The sequence below is a fragment of the Ensifer sp. 22521 genome, assembly GCF_052044795.1.
In the GTDB taxonomy this organism is placed as follows: Bacteria; Pseudomonadota; Alphaproteobacteria; order Rhizobiales; family Rhizobiaceae; genus Ensifer.
Genome location: NZ_JBQENM010000045.1, coordinates 1 through 16,343, shown reverse-complemented (window position 1 = coordinate 16,343; position 16,343 = coordinate 1). Strand labels below are relative to the sequence as shown.

Sequence of the window (16,343 nt, the reverse complement as noted above, 5' to 3'; positions counted from 1 at the left end):
TTCGCTTCGCCCGGCGATAAGATGAGCCGTTATTTCGCGGATCGATTCATGTCCTTGACCACCACGCCTCCACTGGCCGACATGGCCACAGACACCGCCGCCGACACTGGCAGTCAGCATATCCGCGACACGTTGCGCGATGCGATCGTCGAGCGGCGGCTCGCCCCCGGCACCAAGCTTTCCGAAAGCGATGTCGGCGAACTCTTCAATGTCAGCCGCACGCTGGTGCGCGCCGCCCTGCAGGCGCTCTCCTATGAAGGGCTCGTCAGCGTCGAGAAGAACCGCGGCGCCTTTGTCGCCCATCCCTCGATCGACGAAGCCCGCCAGATCTTCGCGACCCGCCGGCTGATCGAACCCGGCGTCGTTCGTGCCGCGGCGCCCCATATCGGCAAGGCCGAGCTCACCGAGCTCCGGCGCATGCTGGCGGCCGAACGGCAGCTCACCGAACAGCGCGGCCACTCGGCCCGCCGCGCCGAGATCAAGGCATCAGGCGATTTTCACCTGGCGCTCGCCGATCTCAGTCGCAACGCCATTCTTCGCCGCTTCATGGACGAACTCATTGCCCGCTCCTCGCTGGTGATCGCGCTTTACGGCCAGTCGACCGTTTCGAGCTGCGGCCACAACGAACACGACGAGATCGTCAACGCGCTGGAACGCGGCGACGTCGATACCGCAGCCAAACTGATGGTCCACCATATCGACCATATCGAAGCCGATCTCGACCTGCGCGTCCACAAATCGACCGACCTCAAGGCAGCACTCGAGCTTTAGGGCCCGCCCTCAGACTTCAGGAATCACGAAAAGTTCACGGGCCGAAAAAAGTCGCTGATCCGGCGGAACCATTCCCGCGCCACAGCGTTGGCCTCGCGCTCGAAAAAGACTGAGAACGAGGAAAGCAAATGAGCGAGAAGTTCTTCGCCACTCCCATCCCCCTCCGGTTATCTGCAAAACGGCAGACCGTCGTCAGAACGGTCTTCGAAGCCGTCGAGTTGCTGCGGCAATGGCCGGGACGTCGCGGACGGGAATACCGCGCGGCTCTCAGGCGCTGCCTGGACGCGCTGGATGGATTGACGAGTACGGACCGGGCCAGCCGCTGCTTTGCTGCCGCTGCCCGCGAATCGGGCCTGCTTCTGGCCTGACGTGGAAGTCCCCAAGGTCCGTAGATCGGGTCTCTCACGATGCGCCGAAGGACGATCGGCGCATCGCCCCCCCAAGGGCGCGCGGAACAAGCGCGGCTTCACCTTTGACGAAAGAGACGATCAGTCGGCGAGTTCGGCCGCTTCCTTCGTCTGACGGTCGGCAAGCGCCTTCAGTGCTTCCTTGTCGAGACGCCAGTCCGGCGAGCCATAGCCAAGCGGCCATTTGTAAGGCTCCTTGTCGTTGAAGAACACGACGGTGGTCAGGAGCGGAAAGGCCCGGCGATAGGTCTGTTGGTCGAGGATTTCCTTGTACCAGGCGCGCCTGTAGTCCGCCGAGCCCGAAACGCCGAGTTCGGCGATCATGACCGGTTTGCCGAAGCCCGCGACGCGCTGGTATTTTTCGTTCAGCGCCTCGCCGAAGCGGCGCTCACGGCCCCAGTAGTCGACATCCGTCTTCTGCAGGCCCCAGACGGGGATCCCGACGACGTCGACGACATCGTCACCCGGATAGTAACCGGCGAGATTGCGATGGCCCTTCGGCGACCAAACGAACCGCGCTTCCGGCGCCAGCTCCCGGCATTTGCCGACGAAATAACGAAACGCCTTCTTGTAGCCTTCCTTGTCGCGGCGCGCCCAGGGATAGCGGCCGTCGGGGTCCTCCATCTCGTGGCCCCAGCGCACATAGACCGGACCGTGGAAAGCGGCCGAACGGGCACAAACGTCGCCAATCTCGCGATCGAAGCGGCCTTTGCCGATATCGGCGAACAGCCTTTCCCCGCCGGCGCGCCAGTCGGCGGCATGGGTATAGGGCTCGACCGAGAGCATCAGCGCCCGCCCCTGCCGCGCCGCGATCGCGATCTTGCGCTTCAACAGCGCCCGGTCCGGCTTCTGCCAGTAGACGAAGACATGTTCGAGCTCGAGCGCATCGCTGTCGGCAACGGCATCATGCGGATCGTAGACGCCGATGGCGACCGCCCGCTCCGTCGCGCCCTTTGCCGGCGGCGCGATCGCCGCAGTCGTCAGCGCCCGGTCGATGCCATCGGCCGGATCATCCGCGCGCGCCGCCGGTGTTCCGGTGACGGCAAAAAGCGCCAGTGTTCCCGCGGCAAGGGCTGCTCTCAAAAGTCTGGCAGACAACGAACATTCTCCGGCGGATCGTCTCTCGACGCCGCGAATGAAACCGGACACATCACGCGTGCGGCGGTCAGAAGGTCACCGCCAAAGAGGGGATCGCCCCGATCCCCAACGATCCGAGGCGGCTTCACCGCACCGGAGTTACGCAAACTCGAACAGAGCAAACTCGAACAGAGACAGTCCCGTTAGAGCGAAGCTCTCAGGAAGCAGTGCGACGTGCGGCCGAAGCCGCTCGGCGAACAGATATAGGGCGCGCGGCCCAGATAGCTGGTTGCGCTCTTTTTCACCGGCTGCGGCGCGACCACATCCTCATCAGCCTCAGCGACCCGCAACTGCTTCTCTTCCTTGCGTATCTTGACCGAAGGACTTGCATAGGCGCTGGAATGGCTCGACGAAAACAGCGGCGTTTCACCGATGACCGTCGACGAGCAGCCGGCGGACAGGAGCAGAAGGCCAAGAATGGAAGCGGTCGGTACGAGATACTTGAAACCCGAAATGGTGGTTCGGCTCTCGCCGGCACATGCGGTCTTATCTCGCATAAGCATCCTTTCGAATTGGCGGCTATGGCCGCCCGGTGCCTCCTTTGGGGGATATGGCGGCATTGTTCAACCCCCTTTCCATTATAAATTGCTTAAATTAACAAATTCTTTCTTAGGCTTTTCTTCCAGCGGTTGCAGCTGAAGGCACTGGCCCATGCGCCAACGCGGCCGCAGATCGATCGCACACTGGACTCGGAAGGCGACATCAGGATCGGGAAGACAAAGCAGGAAAACCAGATGCTTGCCCGACAGGAGACGCGAAGGCGAACGCGCCCACCACCGGCGACCCTACCCACTCCACTGGCCACCACGCCCGGTGGTAGATGCGGCAACGGTAACGCCGGATGGTTCGCAAGGAAAAATCTCGCACGACAGCGGAAAATTGGCGGCAAAGACGCCGCAAACGCCACGCTTATCGGTCAAGTGGCACGCCATGGAACGAAAACAGCGCCCCATTCCTCATTTTTAGCCACCGCGCATTTACAGTTCGTTGACCTCTGGCAGCCACTTTGGTGCCAGGCGCAACATGTTTGAGCGTATGCGCCCACTCCAAAACTGCCCGCGTCCTGCGGGCATTTTTTTTGCTGTACCGGTCAGGGCTCAAAGAGAGCCGGCGCGATGAATGCTCGCCATCCGGCCTTCAACCTTCAACCGTAATGTGGCTTCTGGAACAGGCACAATTACTGGCTGCCGATAACCTGGCGCAACAACCCCAACATGTTTCGTTCTCCACATTTCAGGCAGCCGATTTGGAGAGAGATGAATGGTGGGCCCGGAGGGACTCGAACCCCCAACCAAGCGGTTATGAGCCGCCGGCTCTAACCATTGAGCTACAGGCCCACGCTGGATCTGCAGGCGTCCTCAAAACGTACCGATTCGAGGATAAGACATGCAGCAACTCTAAGTACTACAGCAACCTTTGCGCCTCTGATAAAAACGCGTGGCACCGTAGTGATCCAGGTGCGCGAACCAATGGCAGTTCGCGGTGGCAATGGCTCTAGCCGAAAACCTTTTTGCCGACAAGCCATTGCCGCAATGCTCACACAATCGCCGAGCATGAAGACGCCAGGGACGGAACAACCGGAGAGACATAGACCATGATTTCCACACGCACTGCCCGCACGCTTTCGATCGCCGCTTTCGCCGCCGCTTTTGCCGGTGTGGCCGCCGCTCAGGCGCAGGAGACCGACAAGGACAAGGCGACCATCGTCGTTGCCGGCGAAGGCCGCGCGACGGTCGCGCCCGACATGGCGGTCCTGCAGCTCAGCGTCGTCAAGGACGCCAAGACCGCCCGCGAAGCGCTGGACGCCAACAACAAGGCCATGGCCGAAGTGCTAAAGGCGTTGAGGGCCGACGGCATTGCCGATCGCGACCTGCAGACGAGCGGCTTTTCGGTGAACCCGCAATACAACTATCCGACCAATACCGACGGCGGCAATCGCCCGCCGGAGCTGATCGGCTACCAGGTGGTAAACGGCGTCAGCGTCCGCGTGCGTGACCTCGCCAAGCTCGGCGAAGTCATCGACAAGTCGGTCACGCTCGGCGTCAACCAGGGTGGTGGCGTGCAATTCACCAACGACAAGCCGGAGGCCGTCATCACCGAGGCGCGCAAGGCGGCCGTTGCCGACGCTGTGGAAAAGGCCAAGGTGCTTGCCGAAGCTGCCGGCGTCTCGATCGGTAAGATCCTCAACATCAGCGAACAGGGCTTCCGTCCCGAGCCGATCCCGATGATGCGCGCCGGCACGGCCAAGGAATATGCCGCCGACGCCGTTCCGGTCGCAACCGGCGAAAACAGCTACAACGTCACGGTCAACGTGACCTTCGAAATCAAGCAGTAAGCTTGCAAGGCCCGCCGCAACCGCGCGCGGGATTTCGCTTAATCCTCGCCCCTGGTGCCGGAGATCGGCGCCGGGGGCGAAGTGTTTTGGGCGGTACGCCGAGTATGCGTCTGCGGATGATGGCGGAGTACGAAGCAGGTGTTGCCGCGGTCGCGGCTACCGACAGTCCGACCGCCAAAGGAAGCCTCTGGGTCGAAACAGCTCGGGCTACGCGCGTCTTCCTCGCCCTGGAAGCGAGGATCAAGATCGCCATCGCTGCGCACAGGTGCGGGTCAGGCCAAGGATGACGTTTGAGGAGAGGCGTTTGCCCAAAATAGTCGGCGGAGGGGCCTGCCTCGGAGCGAGTGCCTGGGCATGACCAGCCGTCGGCACAAACGAAAAAGGCCCCCCATGCCGAAGCATGAGGGGCCATTCTTCCGCCGGCCGGGGGAGACAAGGCGGGAAGATTTGTTACCAGCGACCGATCGTCGGGCAGCCGCGGGCGTTTGCGAAGACGATCGTCTGGCGGTAGCCGTGGCGGCGGCCTTCGACGACGACGCGGCGCGGCGTGACGTCGGCGACATAAGCGCGGCGCAGGCCGCGATCGCGGGCCTTGTCGACGGCCATCCACGGTGCGCAGCGGCCGCGGCGATCACGATCCCAGTGGCGGTCACGGCCGCGACCGCGACCCCAGTCGCCTTCGTCACCGTAGCCGCCGTTATAGTCGCGGTACTGCACGTCGTCGCGGTACTGCACGTCGACGCCCGGGCCGAAGCCGAACTCGATCGAGTCCGCCGAAGCGGTGGAGGCTGCACCAAGCAGGCCAGTCAATCCAATGACGGCTGCGGCTGCGGCGTTAAAAAAGCGGTTCTTCATGACATCTCTCCAGGCTTGAAGGGTTCAATGGGGCAATCACCGTCCCAAGCGATTGAGCAAAGGATAGGTTTCCCAAGCTGAACGACAGCGGAACCTGGTGTTCATGGGAGGTTCAGAATGCCGGAGCGCGATCCGCCCCTCTTTGGCGCGAGATTCGCCTTGCAAGGAAGGCGGTCACACGGAGCGCTTGTGAATGATAAGCTACTGATCCAAAATGACTTCTTGCGATCAAGACGCGCAACGAAGCGGCTCGGAACGCAAGGAGCAAATCGGCCGCTCGATCATCGCAGCAAAGGCAAATCAGGCGTCGCCGGGACGGCCGCGCCCAAGGAACGCTGAGGCATTTTCTGCCGTCGAAGGTGGTGGTCAGCCGATTCGCGGGCAGCCATAGGCATTGGCGAAGACGACCCGGCTCAAATATCCGCGGCGCCAACCGACCACGACGACACGGGAATGGGTGACCCGCTCGACCCGGGCGCGATGGAAGCCCAGGCGCCAGGCCCTGCGCAGTGCTTCGCGCGGCGAGCAGTAGCCGCGATGGCGAACGAGATCGACGTCGCCACGCTCCATCGTCGGCAGCGGCATCGGGGCCGCAGCCTCGGCCGGCAGGCTCGCGAAGCTCGTCACGGCGAGCGCAACCGCCAGAACCGAATTACGAAACATGGCTTTCATGGATCTTCTCCCGGTCAACGCAAAACAACAATCCGGTCGGCAACCGGTGCCCTAGGATAGGCGGCCCGCGCGCGCCTGCCATCGTAAATTTCCGCCATCGCGCGTTTCTGTCAATCCGAGCTCTCGTCAGCCGGCGAGCGCCCGTTCGAAAACGCGGATGTTGCGATAGTGGCTGAGGCGGGTGATGGCGCCGTCTTCGATCTCGAAGATCAGCACGCTTGGAATGGAATAGCTCTGGCCGGACGCGGCGGGGAAGCCCTCCATCGTTTCGCGATAGGTGCCGCGCGCCGTCAGGTCCGCCGCCACCCGCTGGCCGAAGGCATCGCGCATCAACACCACATCGCCGAACTGTTCGTCGAAACGGCGCAGATAATTCATCAGCCAGGCGCGCAAGGGGCCAACGCCGACGGTGCGCTGGCCGGTCAGCGAATCGAGCTCGACATCCTCATGGACGAGCCGAGCCAGCGCCTCGAAATCACGCTGGTTCAGCGCTTCGATGAAGCGATTGGCAATGGTCTGTGCATCCGTCATCCTGTTCCTCTCCCGCGCCGCGCTGTAGCCCTTTGGTCTCCATGCTCTAACTAGAACGGATCCCGTGCCGGTCAATTGCGCCCTGTCGCATCGATCGGGCGGCGATCAAGCGCCAAGGTGCAGCACGATCTCGCGGCGGTGCGGCCGGTCGCGATGTTCGAAGAGGTAGATCCCCTGCCAGGTGCCAAGCAGCATACGACCACCGGCAACGGGAATGCCGAGCGAAACCGGCGTCAGCGCCGCCTTGATATGCGCCGGCATATCATCCGGTCCTTCCTGGGTGTGCACGACCCAGCTCATCGAGGGATCGGAAGATGGCGGCACCAGGCGACGGAAAAAGGCGTCGAGGTCGCGCCTCACATCCGGGTCGGCGTTTTCCTGGATGAGAAGCGAGCAGGACGTGTGCCGGACGAAGACGGTCAAAAGCCCCTCGCCGTCCGTATTGGCCCGCACGAAGGCGGCCGCCTCGACCGTGAACTCGTAGAGCCCCTGGCCGCGGGTGGAAATGGTGATGCTCGTCTGCGGCATGTCGATCTCCAGCCGGCAATTGCACCGGCTGCAAGGCAGGTGCAACGCGTTGATGTGCCCAACGCTTCTACCCCTGGACCGTTCCCGGTCCAAGGCAGTGACCGCAGGAAAAGGCAACGCGCCGCTACATCTCGAGGAACGTCTGGAAGCCGCCATAGATCATGCGCTTGCCGTCGAAGACTTCCTTCCAGGCATCGCCCTGCAGCCGCGGATCGGCCATCACCTTGGCGACGATCGTGTCGCGGTCGGCGCGGGACTTGTAGGCGATCCACGAGAAGACCACGGTCTCGTCGTCCTTGGCCTGCACCGAGCGGGGGAAGGACGTCACCTCGCCATAGGGCACGTCATCTGCCAGGCATTCGTTGTAGGAGAGCGCGCCATACTCCATCCAGACATCGCCGGCCGCCTTGGCCATCGCCTTGTACGCCTCGATATTCGCCTTCGGCACGGCAACGACAAAACCATCCACATAGTTCATTGAGAAATCCTCCTTGGTTCTTTCGACCAGCATAGGACGCTCGGGGCATAAAGGTTCCGACACCAGTTCCAATTTTTTTCGAGCGGCGCCTGTCGGAGCGGGCATCACCCGTTCGTCCTTAGTTGGTACCAATCACCACGGGAGACATATCCATGCAGAAGATCACGCCTTTTCTCTGGTTCGACGATCAACTGGAGGAAGCCATCGGCTTCTACACCTCCATCTTCCGCAACGCCCGCGTTACCGACATCAATAGGGGACCCGATGGCAGAGCCTTCACCGCGAGCTTCGAACTCGAGGGGCAACACTTCATGGGGCTGAACGGCGGCCCGCATTTCAAGTTCAACGAGGCGGTATCGTTTTTCGTGCGCTGCGCCGACCAGGCGGAGGTCGACTACTATTGGGACCGGTTGCTCGAAGGCGGCACGCCGCAGCATTGCGGCTGGCTGAAGGACAAGTTCGGCCTTGCCTGGCAGATCATTCCCGACGCGCTGATGCGACACCTCAGCGATCCCGATCCGGCCCGCGCCGCCCGCGCCCAGCAGGCGATGATGGGCATGATCAAGATCGAGGTCGCCGAACTCGAGCGCGCGGCGGCCGGCTAGAGCATCCCGCTTTCAAGTGGAATCACTTGAAAGCGGAAAGATGCTCTAGAATCAAAGTACTAGAGCGACCTTGGTGCGTTCTCTGAACGCACGGCGCTCTAGAGCAATTCCAGCCAAAGTGTGAAACGGTTTTGCGTCCGGAATAGCGTAAAAAACAGCTAGAGCGTTTCCGCAGGCCCGTTTTTGACCGGAAACGCTCTAGCTGCCGCAGCCGCGCAATTGCCGATTGTAGATCGAAGCCATGCCGGCCGCCCGCTTGGCGCCGGTCTTGGCCGTATCGCTCCAGTTGCCCCGCGCATAGCCGGCGTGGCCGTGGTAATAGGCGACGTAGAGCCGGTAGGCGTCGTTGAGCGCGATGCCGTTCTGCTGTGCGCTCTCGCGGTGATACCAGGCAATGAAGCGGATGGCGTCGCCGAAGTCCGAGCGCCGCGCCGCCCAGCGGCCGGTCTCGCTCTGGTAGCGCGCCCAGGTGCCGTCGAGCGCCTGGGAATAGCCGTAGGCGGTCGAAACGCGCGTCCAGGGGATGAAGCCGAAGAGCTTGGTGCGCGGCGGCCGCGCATTATGGCGGAAGCCGGACTCGGTATAAACAGTCGCCAACAGGATCGGCACGGGCACGCCGTATTCGCGCTCGGCGCCATAGGCGGCACGGCGCCAATTGTGGAACAGGCCATCTCGCTGCTCGAAAACCGCACAGGCATTCCGGGTGTCTCTCGGCACCGTTCCGCAGCCGGCCAGCAACAGGAGGACGACGACAAATACGCAACGCATCGCAGAACCTCGGGTTTCCGAGAGATTGATAAAGTGTAAACGTTAAGGATCTCTTTTGATTCAAAGACGAACGATCGGGAGAACGGCATGGCGATGTCACGAATGCTGCTGCCGCTTCTCTTCGCCGCGGGCCTTGGCGGTCCCGCAAACGCCGGCGACATCGGCCGGCTTTATCAGAGCGACGCGATCGTCACCGGCACCGGCGAGATCAACCGGCAGATCGGCTTTCGCGAATGCCTCGGTGAAGTTTTGGTCAAACTGTCGGGCGATCCGACGATCCTCGACGCGCCCGGCTTCGCCGCGCTCGGGGCCGAGGCCGGCAGCTTCGCCTCGTCGTTTTCCTACCGCGACCGGCTCGAAGGTATCCCGATCCACGACGAACAGGGCACTCACGATCGGCCGCACGATCTCACCTGCCGCTACGCGCCGGCGACGATTGACCCGCTGCTTGCAAAGCTCGGTCGAAAGCCATGGCTTGCGCCCCGCCCGGTGATCGCCGTACTGCTGGCGGTCGAGGATCAGAGGCGCCGTTTCGTGCTGGCGCGCGACGGCGACGAAAGCCCCTATATGGCCGACTCGCTCCGCGCGGCCGCGACACCGCTGGCGCTCTCGGTCACCCTGCCGGACAGGGCGACCGTCGCCGGTGGAAAGCTGGACTTTGCCACGATATCCCAAGCGAGCCCGGAGAGCTTCGCCAGGCTCGCAATGCCGAGCGAGGGGGACGTGACGCTTGCGGGCACACTGGTCTGGTCCGATCAAGCGCGCGGCTGGATCGCCAATTGGCGGATGCTGTCCGCCGGTAAAAGCTATGAATGGCAGGTCAGCGGCGTCAGCTTCGACGACGCTTTCCGCAATGCGCTACGCGGAGCGGCCCGCATCCTCTCCGGAAACGGGTCGCCCTGAGCAGATCCAGTATCGCTGGCCGTTCAGCCTATCCGAGCGAGGCAATCAGTTCGCGATAGGCGGCCTCTGGAAATGCCTTGAGCGTGGTCGAGCGCACATTGCCGGCCATGCCGAGCGTGAGGGCGAAGCGTGCGGCGATCGCGTCATCGGGTGCCTCGACGACGGCCACCATGTCGTAGTCGCCCATAGTCAGGAAGAAATGCTTGAAGGAGCCGCCCATCTCGCCGAGCACTTGCCTTGCCGCGTCGAGCCGTTTCGGAGACTCGCGCACATTCTTGACGCCCTGCTCGGTCCAGTTGAGGAGCATGACATAAGTGGTCATCCTACACCTCCACGGGGGCACGCTTCACGCCCGCGGTGCGATTGCTTCCGCGTCTTAGACGGGGTGCCCCAGATTGCTGCGAAAGCGCGACTATACTCCTGGGCGCAGAGCCTCACAATAAATCGCTTGGGTGAGGCAGAAACGAAAAAGCCGGGCGATCTGCCCGGCTCTTCTCATTTTCGATGTACCCGACTTTAGCTGTCGAGGAACGAGCGCAGCTTGCGGATTGCTTAGCTGTCCAGGAAGCTTCTCAGCTTCCTGGAGCGGCTCGGATGCTTCAGCTTCCGGAGCGCCTTCGCTTCGATCTGGCGGATACGTTCGCGGGTGACCGAGAACTGCTGGCCGACTTCTTCGAGCGTGTGGTCGGTGTTCATGCCGATGCCGAAGCGCATGCGCAGCACGCGCTCTTCGCGCGGCGTCAGCGAGGCGAGAACGCGGGTGGTCGTCTCGCGCAGGTTCGCCTGGATGGCAGCGTCGATCGGCAGCAGCGCGTTCTTGTCCTCGATGAAGTCGCCGAGGTGCGAATCTTCTTCGTCACCGACAGGCGTTTCGAGCGAGATCGGCTCCTTGGCGATCTTCAGGACCTTGCGCACCTTTTCGAGCGGCATGGCGAGCTTTTCGGCCAGCTCTTCCGGCGTCGGCTCGCGGCCGATCTCGTGCAGCATCTGGCGCGAGGTACGGACGATCTTGTTGATCGTCTCGATCATGTGCACCGGAATACGGATCGTGCGGGCCTGGTCGGCGATCGACCGGGTAATCGCCTGACGGATCCACCAGGTGGCGTAGGTCGAGAACTTATAACCGCGGCGGTACTCGAACTTGTCGACCGCCTTCATCAGGCCGATATTGCCTTCCTGGATCAGATCGAGGAACTGCAGGCCGCGGTTGGTGTACTTCTTGGCGATGGAGATGACGAGGCGCAGGTTCGCTTCGACCATTTCCTTCTTGGCGATGCGCGCTTCGCGCTCGCCCTTCTGCACCATGGATACGATGCGGCGGAACTCGGCGATCGAGATACCGGTTTCGGTGGCGAGATTCTGGATCTCCTGGCGAATGTCGCGGATCGTCTGGTTTTCGCTCTTGGCGAATTCCTTCCAGCCCTTGCCGGCCAGGTTGCTGATCGACTTCATCCAGTTCGGGTCGAGTTCGGCGCCCGAATACTGTTCGAGGAACGAGTCGCGCTTGACGCCGTAGGATTCGGCAAGCCGCAGCAGGCGGCCTTCGTTCTGCATCAGCCGCTTGGAGATGTCGTAGAGCTGCTCGACCAGGCTGTCGACGCGGTTCTGGTTGAGGGACAGCGACTTGACCGCCTTGATCAGCTCATCCTTGAGCTCCTTGTAGCGGCGCTCCTGAGCGGGCGAAAGCGTGCCGGTGGCAGCAAGGCGGGCTTCCACCTGCTGGTCCTGCAGCTTGCGCAGCTTCTTGTAGGTCTCGGCGATGATGTCGAGGGTTTCCATGACCTGCGGGCGCAGTTCCGCTTCCATGGCGGCGAGCGAGAGGTTCGACTCGTCGTCGTCTTCCTCTTCCTCCTCGGTCGGCATGACATCGCCGCCGACATTGGTGATGTCGTCGTCGTTGGCGGCCGTGCGCACCTTGCGGGTCTTTTCCTTCTCCTCGGCAGCCTTGCGGTCAGCCTCGATCTTTTCCGGGCTCTGGAACTGCGGAGCAGCCTTGGCCTCAGGACCGGAATAGGTGGTTTCGAGATCGATGATCTCGCGCAGCAGCGTCTGGCCTTCGTTCAGTTCGTCGCGCCAGATGATCAGCGCCTGGAAGGTCAGCGGGCTCTCACAGAGACCGGCGATCATCGTCTCGCGGCCAGCCTCGATGCGCTTGGCAATCGCGATTTCGCCTTCGCGGGACAGGAGCTCGACCGAGCCCATCTCGCGCAGGTACATGCGGACCGGATCGTCGGTACGATCGGTCGGTTCCTTCTTCTTGCTGGTCGCAAGCGCCGTGCCGCTGGAAGGGGCGAGTTCGCCGCCTTCGCTCTCGCCGTCGTCGTCGCTCGCCTCGTCGTCACCGCCGCCGGCAGCCTCTTCGGCTTCCTCGTCCTCGATCACGTTGATGCCCATGTCGGACAGCATCGCCATCGTGTCTTCGATCTGTTCGGAGGTGACTTCCTCGGACGGAAGGACGGAGTTGAGCTCGTCCATCGTCACGTAGCCGCGCTTCTTGGCGGCCTTGATCATCTTCTTGACAGCGTCGTCGGAAAGATCGAGAAGCGGACCGTCCGGAGCACCTTCGCGTTCTACGTCAGCTTCTTCGTTTTCTTTGACTTTGGTTGCCATTTAGTTCGTCGCTTTCCTTGTCGCAACCGGCGTGAGCCCGGTGCAAATGCCGCTCGAAGGTTCGGGCACGCCGCGTACCCGCCACCGAATCATTTCCCCTGACGTAACGGGATGATGTTTAATTCCTGTTTAACCACGAATGCGATCGTGGCAAAGCGGGCAAGCTTCGACAGTCCTGCCACTGAAACGCCTCTGGCATGAATCCCTAACCGCCGTGTCATTTCGCCATTTCTTATTCGGAAATGGTGATTCCCAGAATTTTCGATCCCGTCAAGCATTTCCGCTGAAAAACCGGCTGATTCGGCAAAAATCACCGTTCCTATCGCTTTTTGGGGTTTATCAGCTTCCGCTGAAGATGTAGGCGCTGCCCGCCAAAAGACAAGGGTGCCCCGGATTTAATCGGCAAGGTCCCGTTGTGCCATATCCGCATCCGCAACCAGGGCTTCATCTTTTCCCTGCTCCTAAACCGAACGACCGTCATATTTGACGATCCTGACCGCCTCCAGATCGAACTCCGGCAGGCAGCGCAGGTTGATCGCTGCCATCTTCCCATGCGGCCCCTCACCTTCGCCGAAAGGGGCGATGCCGCAGGTATCGCAAAAATGATGCTGGATGACATGCTTGTTGAAGAGATAGGTCGAGAGGTCCGTTTCCGGTGTCTTCATCGTCAGCTTGTCTCGGGCCACGAAGGCGAGCAGCCCGCCGCGGCGGCGGCATAGCGAACAATTGCAATCGACCCCCTCGGCGAAGTCCCCTTCCACCTCGAAGGCGATCTTGCCGCAATGGCAGCTTCCCTCATAACGCATGCACCGATCTCCCCTATTCCGCCAACAACCCTTTCGGTCTCCGGCCAAGATAGAGCGGCGGCGCGTCCAAGCAAGCGGGTTTGCGCGCGGTGATATCCGTGCAAAGCCATTCCCCGAAATGCCCATTTCAGACGGAAATTCGCAAGATTATTCCGGTTTCTCGCTTGCGCCCGACCCAATCGCGGACGACCTTCGCCGCCGATCTCATGGAGGCTCAAATGCTCATCAAGGAAACCGACGCCATGCGCGTGCTATCGATCGCGCGGCGCCTCACCATTCCCGACGTCAAAAGGGAAAGCGCCGCGCTGGCGCCTGTCATCGAGGCGGAGATGGAACGCTCTCGCCTGGCGCCCGCGGGGCCCTGGATCTTCATCGCGCAGAACCTGCCGAAAAATGCCAAGACCCTGTTCGACTGGCGCATCTGCCGCCCGGTCACCGGCGGCGAGGATTATCACGGCGACCTTGAGCTGATCAATCTTGAGCCGATCATGGTGGCGTCCGCCCGGCATCAGGGGCCGATGCGCAGTCTCTTTACCGAGGGCTACGCGCCACTCGTCAAGCAGATCGAGACGAGCAGGCACAATTTCTCCGGCGAGAGCCGCGAGATCTATCATCGCTGGGCGGGGCAAGGCGCCCGCTACCACGAAATCGAGATCCAGTTCGGCCTCGCCAACTGAGCCCGCCACGCATCACGCGTGCGGGCACCTCACTGGCCTTACCAGTCCATCACGACCTTGCCGGAATTGCCGGAGCGCATGGCCTCGAAGCCGTCGCGGAATTCGTCGATCCTGATGCGGTGGGTGATGACGGGAGAAAGATCGAGGCCGCCTTGCACGAAGGCGATCATCTTGTACCAGGTCTCGAACATCTCGCGGCCGTAGATGCCCTTGAGGTTGAGCATCTTGAAGATCACCTTGTTCCAGTCGATCTCGAAGCCGGCCGGCGCAATGCCGAGGATGGCGATCTTGCCGCCATTGTTCATCTTGTCGATCATGTCGCGGAAGGCCGGTGCCGCCCCCGACATCTCCAGCCCGACATCAAAGCCCTCGGTCATGCCGATCGCCTTCATCACGTCGGCGAGGTTTTGCTTCGAGGCGTCGACGACGTAGTCGATGCCGACGCTCTTGGCGAGCGCCAGCCGCGTCGGGTTGATGTCGGTGATCACCACCTTGCGCGCGCCCGAGCGCTTGGCAACCAGCGCGCCCATGATACCGATCGGCCCGGCGCCGGTGACGAGCACGTCCTCGCCGACGAGATCGAAGGAAAGGGCGGTGTGCACGGCATTGCCGAACGGATCGAAGATCGCCGCGATCTCGTCGGGCACGTCCTCAGGGATCGGCACGACGTTGTATTCCGGCAGGCAGACGAACTCGCCGAAGGAGCCCGGGCGGTTGACGCCGACGCCGAGCGTGTTGCGGCACAGATGCCCACGGCCGGCGCGGCAGTTGCGGCATTTGCCGCAGACGATATGGCCCTCGCCCGACACCCGCTCGCCGACATGATACTTGGTGACGGCCGAGCCGACCTCGGCGATCTCGCCCATGAACTCGTGGCCGACGACCATCGGCACCGGAATGGTCTTCTGCGCCCACTGGTCCCAGTTCCAGATATGCACGTCGGTGCCGCAGATCGCCGATTTCTTCACCTTGATCAGCACGTCGTTCGGGCCGATCTCCGGCACCGGCACCCGCTCCATCCAGAGGCCTTCTTCCGGCTTCGATTTCACCAGCGCCTTCATCATGTTCGTCATCAGTCTCTCCCTCAGATCACGCCAAGCTCGCGGCCGACCGCTTCGAAGGCGGCGATCGCCCGGCGTACGTCGTTCTCGCTGTGGGCCGCCGACATCTGCGTGCGGATGCGCGCCTGGCCCTTCGGCACCACCGGGAACGAAAAGCCGATGACATAGACGCCCTTCTGCAGCATGCGCGCCGCCATCTCCTGGGCGAGCGCCGCATCGCCGAGCATGACCGGGATGATCGGGTGCCCTTCGCCGGCGAGCGTGAAGCCGAGTTTCGACATCTCGGTGCGGAACAGGGTGGCATTGGCATAGAGCCGCTGCCGCAGTGCATCGCCGTTCTCGATCAGGTCGAAGACCGTGAGCGAGGCGGCGGCAATGACCGGCGCCAGCGTGTTGGAAAACAGATAGGGCCGCGAGCGCTGCCGCAGCCACTCGACGACCTCGGCCCTGGCCGAGGTATAACCGCCCGAGGCACCACCGAGCGCCTTGCCGAGCGTGCCGGTGATGATGTCGATGCGGCCCTCGACGCCGCAATGTTCGGCCGAGCCGCGGCCATTTTTGCCGACGAAGCCGACCGCATGGCTGTCGTCGACCATGACCATGGCGCCGTATTTGTCGGCGAGGTCGCAGACGCCTTGCAGGTTGGCGATGATGCCGTCCATCGAGAACACGCCGTCGGTGGCGATCAGCTTGAAGCGACTGCCCTCCGCCTTCTTCAGCTCCTCCTCCAGCGCCGCCATGTCGTTGTTGGCGTAGCGGAAGCGTTTGGCCTTGGAGAGGCGCACGCCGTCGATGATCGAGGCGTGGTTGAGCGCGTCGGAGATGATCGCGTCCTCCTCGCCAAGCAGCGTTTCGAACAGGCCGCCATTGGCGTCGAAACAGGAGGAATAGAGGATGGTGTCTTCCAGGCCGAGAAACGACGAGATGCGCGCCTCGAGTTGCTTATGCTCCTCCTGCGTGCCGCAGATGAAGCGCACCGAGGCCATGCCGTAGCCGTAACGGTCGAGCGCCTTCTTGCCGGCTTCAGTCAGTTCCGCGTTGTCGGCAAGGCCGAGATAGTTGTTGGCGCAGAAGTTGAGCACGCGGTCGCCCGAGGCGACCTCGATCGCGCCCGCCTGCTTCGAGGTGATGACACGCTCCGACTTGTAAAGCCCGGCCGTCTTCAGGCCCTCGAGTTCAGAACGAAGATGGGACAGAAA

The 16,343-nt window shown here is 62.4% G+C and carries 20 protein-coding genes and 1 tRNA gene; 6 read left to right on the top strand and 15 right to left on the bottom strand.

Features of this window, described 5'->3' with window-relative positions; all coding sequences use genetic code 11:
• Positions 1-48 precede the first annotated feature (48 nt).
• Positions 49-771 carry a GntR family transcriptional regulator gene (locus tag ACTJKE_RS34955; protein WP_440693766.1) on the top strand — a complete coding sequence of 241 codons (723 nt, stop codon included), beginning with the start codon at positions 49-51 and terminating at the stop codon, positions 769-771.
• A 128-nt stretch (positions 772-899) separates the two neighbouring features.
• Positions 900-1,139, top strand: coding sequence for a DUF982 domain-containing protein (locus tag ACTJKE_RS34950; protein ID WP_057253209.1), 240 nt, complete (start codon positions 900-902; stop codon positions 1,137-1,139).
• A gap of 120 nt (positions 1,140-1,259) precedes the next feature.
• Here ACTJKE_RS34950 and ACTJKE_RS34945 read toward each other — a convergent pair whose 3' ends face one another.
• The 3 genes from ACTJKE_RS34945 to ACTJKE_RS34935 form a co-directional block, all read right to left on the bottom strand.
• A complete protein-coding gene (locus tag ACTJKE_RS34945; protein WP_162764651.1) occupies positions 1,260-2,276 on the bottom strand; it encodes a glycosyl hydrolase in 1,017 nt (338 codons plus the stop codon).
• A gap of 182 nt (positions 2,277-2,458) precedes the next feature.
• Positions 2,459-2,812 carry a hypothetical protein gene (locus tag ACTJKE_RS34940; RefSeq protein WP_058324750.1) on the bottom strand — a complete coding sequence of 118 codons (354 nt, stop codon included), beginning with the start codon at positions 2,810-2,812 and terminating at the stop codon, positions 2,459-2,461.
• 764 nt (positions 2,813-3,576) lie between these two features.
• Positions 3,577-3,652 (bottom strand) — tRNA-Ile (locus tag ACTJKE_RS34935).
• 257 nt (positions 3,653-3,909) lie between these two features.
• Between ACTJKE_RS34935 and ACTJKE_RS34930 the strand changes: the two genes are divergently transcribed.
• Complete coding sequence (locus ACTJKE_RS34930) at positions 3,910-4,650, top strand: SIMPL domain-containing protein (RefSeq protein ID WP_113512263.1); 741 nt, start codon at positions 3,910-3,912, stop codon at positions 4,648-4,650.
• Between the two features lie 450 nt (positions 4,651-5,100).
• Here ACTJKE_RS34930 and ACTJKE_RS34925 read toward each other — a convergent pair whose 3' ends face one another.
• From ACTJKE_RS34925 to ACTJKE_RS34905, 5 genes are all read right to left on the bottom strand, one after another.
• Complete coding sequence (locus tag ACTJKE_RS34925) at positions 5,101-5,505, bottom strand: hypothetical protein (protein ID WP_113133024.1); 405 nt, start codon at positions 5,503-5,505, stop codon at positions 5,101-5,103.
• A 366-nt stretch (positions 5,506-5,871) separates the two neighbouring features.
• Complete coding sequence (locus ACTJKE_RS34920; protein ID WP_058324743.1) at positions 5,872-6,177, bottom strand: hypothetical protein; 306 nt, start codon at positions 6,175-6,177, stop codon at positions 5,872-5,874.
• A 126-nt stretch (positions 6,178-6,303) separates the two neighbouring features.
• A complete protein-coding gene (locus ACTJKE_RS34915) occupies positions 6,304-6,708 on the bottom strand; it encodes a ketosteroid isomerase-related protein (protein WP_057253198.1) in 405 nt (134 codons plus the stop codon).
• Between the two features lie 105 nt (positions 6,709-6,813).
• Positions 6,814-7,236 (bottom strand): secondary thiamine-phosphate synthase enzyme YjbQ, encoded by a 423-nt coding sequence (locus ACTJKE_RS34910; protein ID WP_058324742.1) that lies wholly within the window; start codon positions 7,234-7,236, stop codon positions 6,814-6,816.
• A gap of 124 nt (positions 7,237-7,360) precedes the next feature.
• The gene (locus ACTJKE_RS34905) at positions 7,361-7,714 is read right to left on the bottom strand and encodes a DUF1428 domain-containing protein (RefSeq protein WP_057254348.1); all 354 of its coding nucleotides are present in this window, start codon (positions 7,712-7,714) and stop codon (positions 7,361-7,363) included.
• A gap of 152 nt (positions 7,715-7,866) precedes the next feature.
• Between ACTJKE_RS34905 and ACTJKE_RS34900 the strand changes: the two genes are divergently transcribed.
• On the top strand, positions 7,867-8,319 hold the full coding sequence (locus ACTJKE_RS34900) for a VOC family protein (RefSeq protein WP_113737591.1): 453 nt from the start codon (positions 7,867-7,869) through the stop codon (positions 8,317-8,319).
• A gap of 198 nt (positions 8,320-8,517) precedes the next feature.
• Here the strand turns inward: ACTJKE_RS34900 and ACTJKE_RS34895 are convergent, their stop codons facing one another.
• Positions 8,518-9,087, bottom strand: coding sequence for a transglycosylase SLT domain-containing protein (locus ACTJKE_RS34895; protein WP_058324740.1), 570 nt, complete (start codon positions 9,085-9,087; stop codon positions 8,518-8,520).
• Positions 9,088-9,174: 87 nt separating this feature from the next.
• Between ACTJKE_RS34895 and ACTJKE_RS34890 the strand changes: the two genes are divergently transcribed.
• Positions 9,175-9,990, top strand: a complete 816-nt coding sequence (locus ACTJKE_RS34890; RefSeq protein WP_113737590.1) for a DUF2066 domain-containing protein — start codon at positions 9,175-9,177, stop codon at positions 9,988-9,990.
• A 28-nt stretch (positions 9,991-10,018) separates the two neighbouring features.
• Here the strand turns inward: ACTJKE_RS34890 and ACTJKE_RS34885 are convergent, their stop codons facing one another.
• From ACTJKE_RS34885 to ACTJKE_RS34870, 4 genes are all read right to left on the bottom strand, one after another.
• Positions 10,019-10,312 carry a GYD domain-containing protein gene (locus ACTJKE_RS34885; RefSeq protein ID WP_057253192.1) on the bottom strand — a complete coding sequence of 98 codons (294 nt, stop codon included), beginning with the start codon at positions 10,310-10,312 and terminating at the stop codon, positions 10,019-10,021.
• A gap of 230 nt (positions 10,313-10,542) precedes the next feature.
• Positions 10,543-12,600, bottom strand: a complete 2,058-nt coding sequence (gene rpoD / locus ACTJKE_RS34880) for an RNA polymerase sigma factor RpoD (RefSeq protein WP_057253188.1) — start codon at positions 12,598-12,600, stop codon at positions 10,543-10,545.
• A gap of 89 nt (positions 12,601-12,689) precedes the next feature.
• A complete protein-coding gene (locus tag ACTJKE_RS34875; RefSeq protein ID WP_162764650.1) occupies positions 12,690-12,914 on the bottom strand; it encodes a hypothetical protein in 225 nt (74 codons plus the stop codon).
• Positions 12,915-13,061: 147 nt separating this feature from the next.
• Entirely contained in the window at positions 13,062-13,406 is a 345-nt protein-coding gene (locus ACTJKE_RS34870; protein WP_113512251.1) for a GFA family protein, read from the bottom strand.
• Positions 13,407-13,624: 218 nt separating this feature from the next.
• On the opposite strand from ACTJKE_RS34870, the gene ACTJKE_RS34865 reads away from it, so the two are divergent.
• On the top strand, positions 13,625-14,083 hold the full coding sequence (locus tag ACTJKE_RS34865; RefSeq protein WP_113512309.1) for a GyrI-like domain-containing protein: 459 nt from the start codon (positions 13,625-13,627) through the stop codon (positions 14,081-14,083).
• 38 nt (positions 14,084-14,121) lie between these two features.
• On the opposite strand, the gene tdh is transcribed toward ACTJKE_RS34865, so the two are convergent.
• Both tdh and ACTJKE_RS34855 read right to left on the bottom strand, forming a co-directional pair.
• Positions 14,122-15,156, bottom strand: a complete 1,035-nt coding sequence (gene tdh / locus ACTJKE_RS34860; protein WP_113737775.1) for an L-threonine 3-dehydrogenase — start codon at positions 15,154-15,156, stop codon at positions 14,122-14,124.
• A gap of 11 nt (positions 15,157-15,167) precedes the next feature.
• A partial coding sequence (locus ACTJKE_RS34855; protein ID WP_440692412.1) for a glycine C-acetyltransferase occupies positions 15,168-16,343 on the bottom strand: 1,176 nt, incomplete at its 5' end.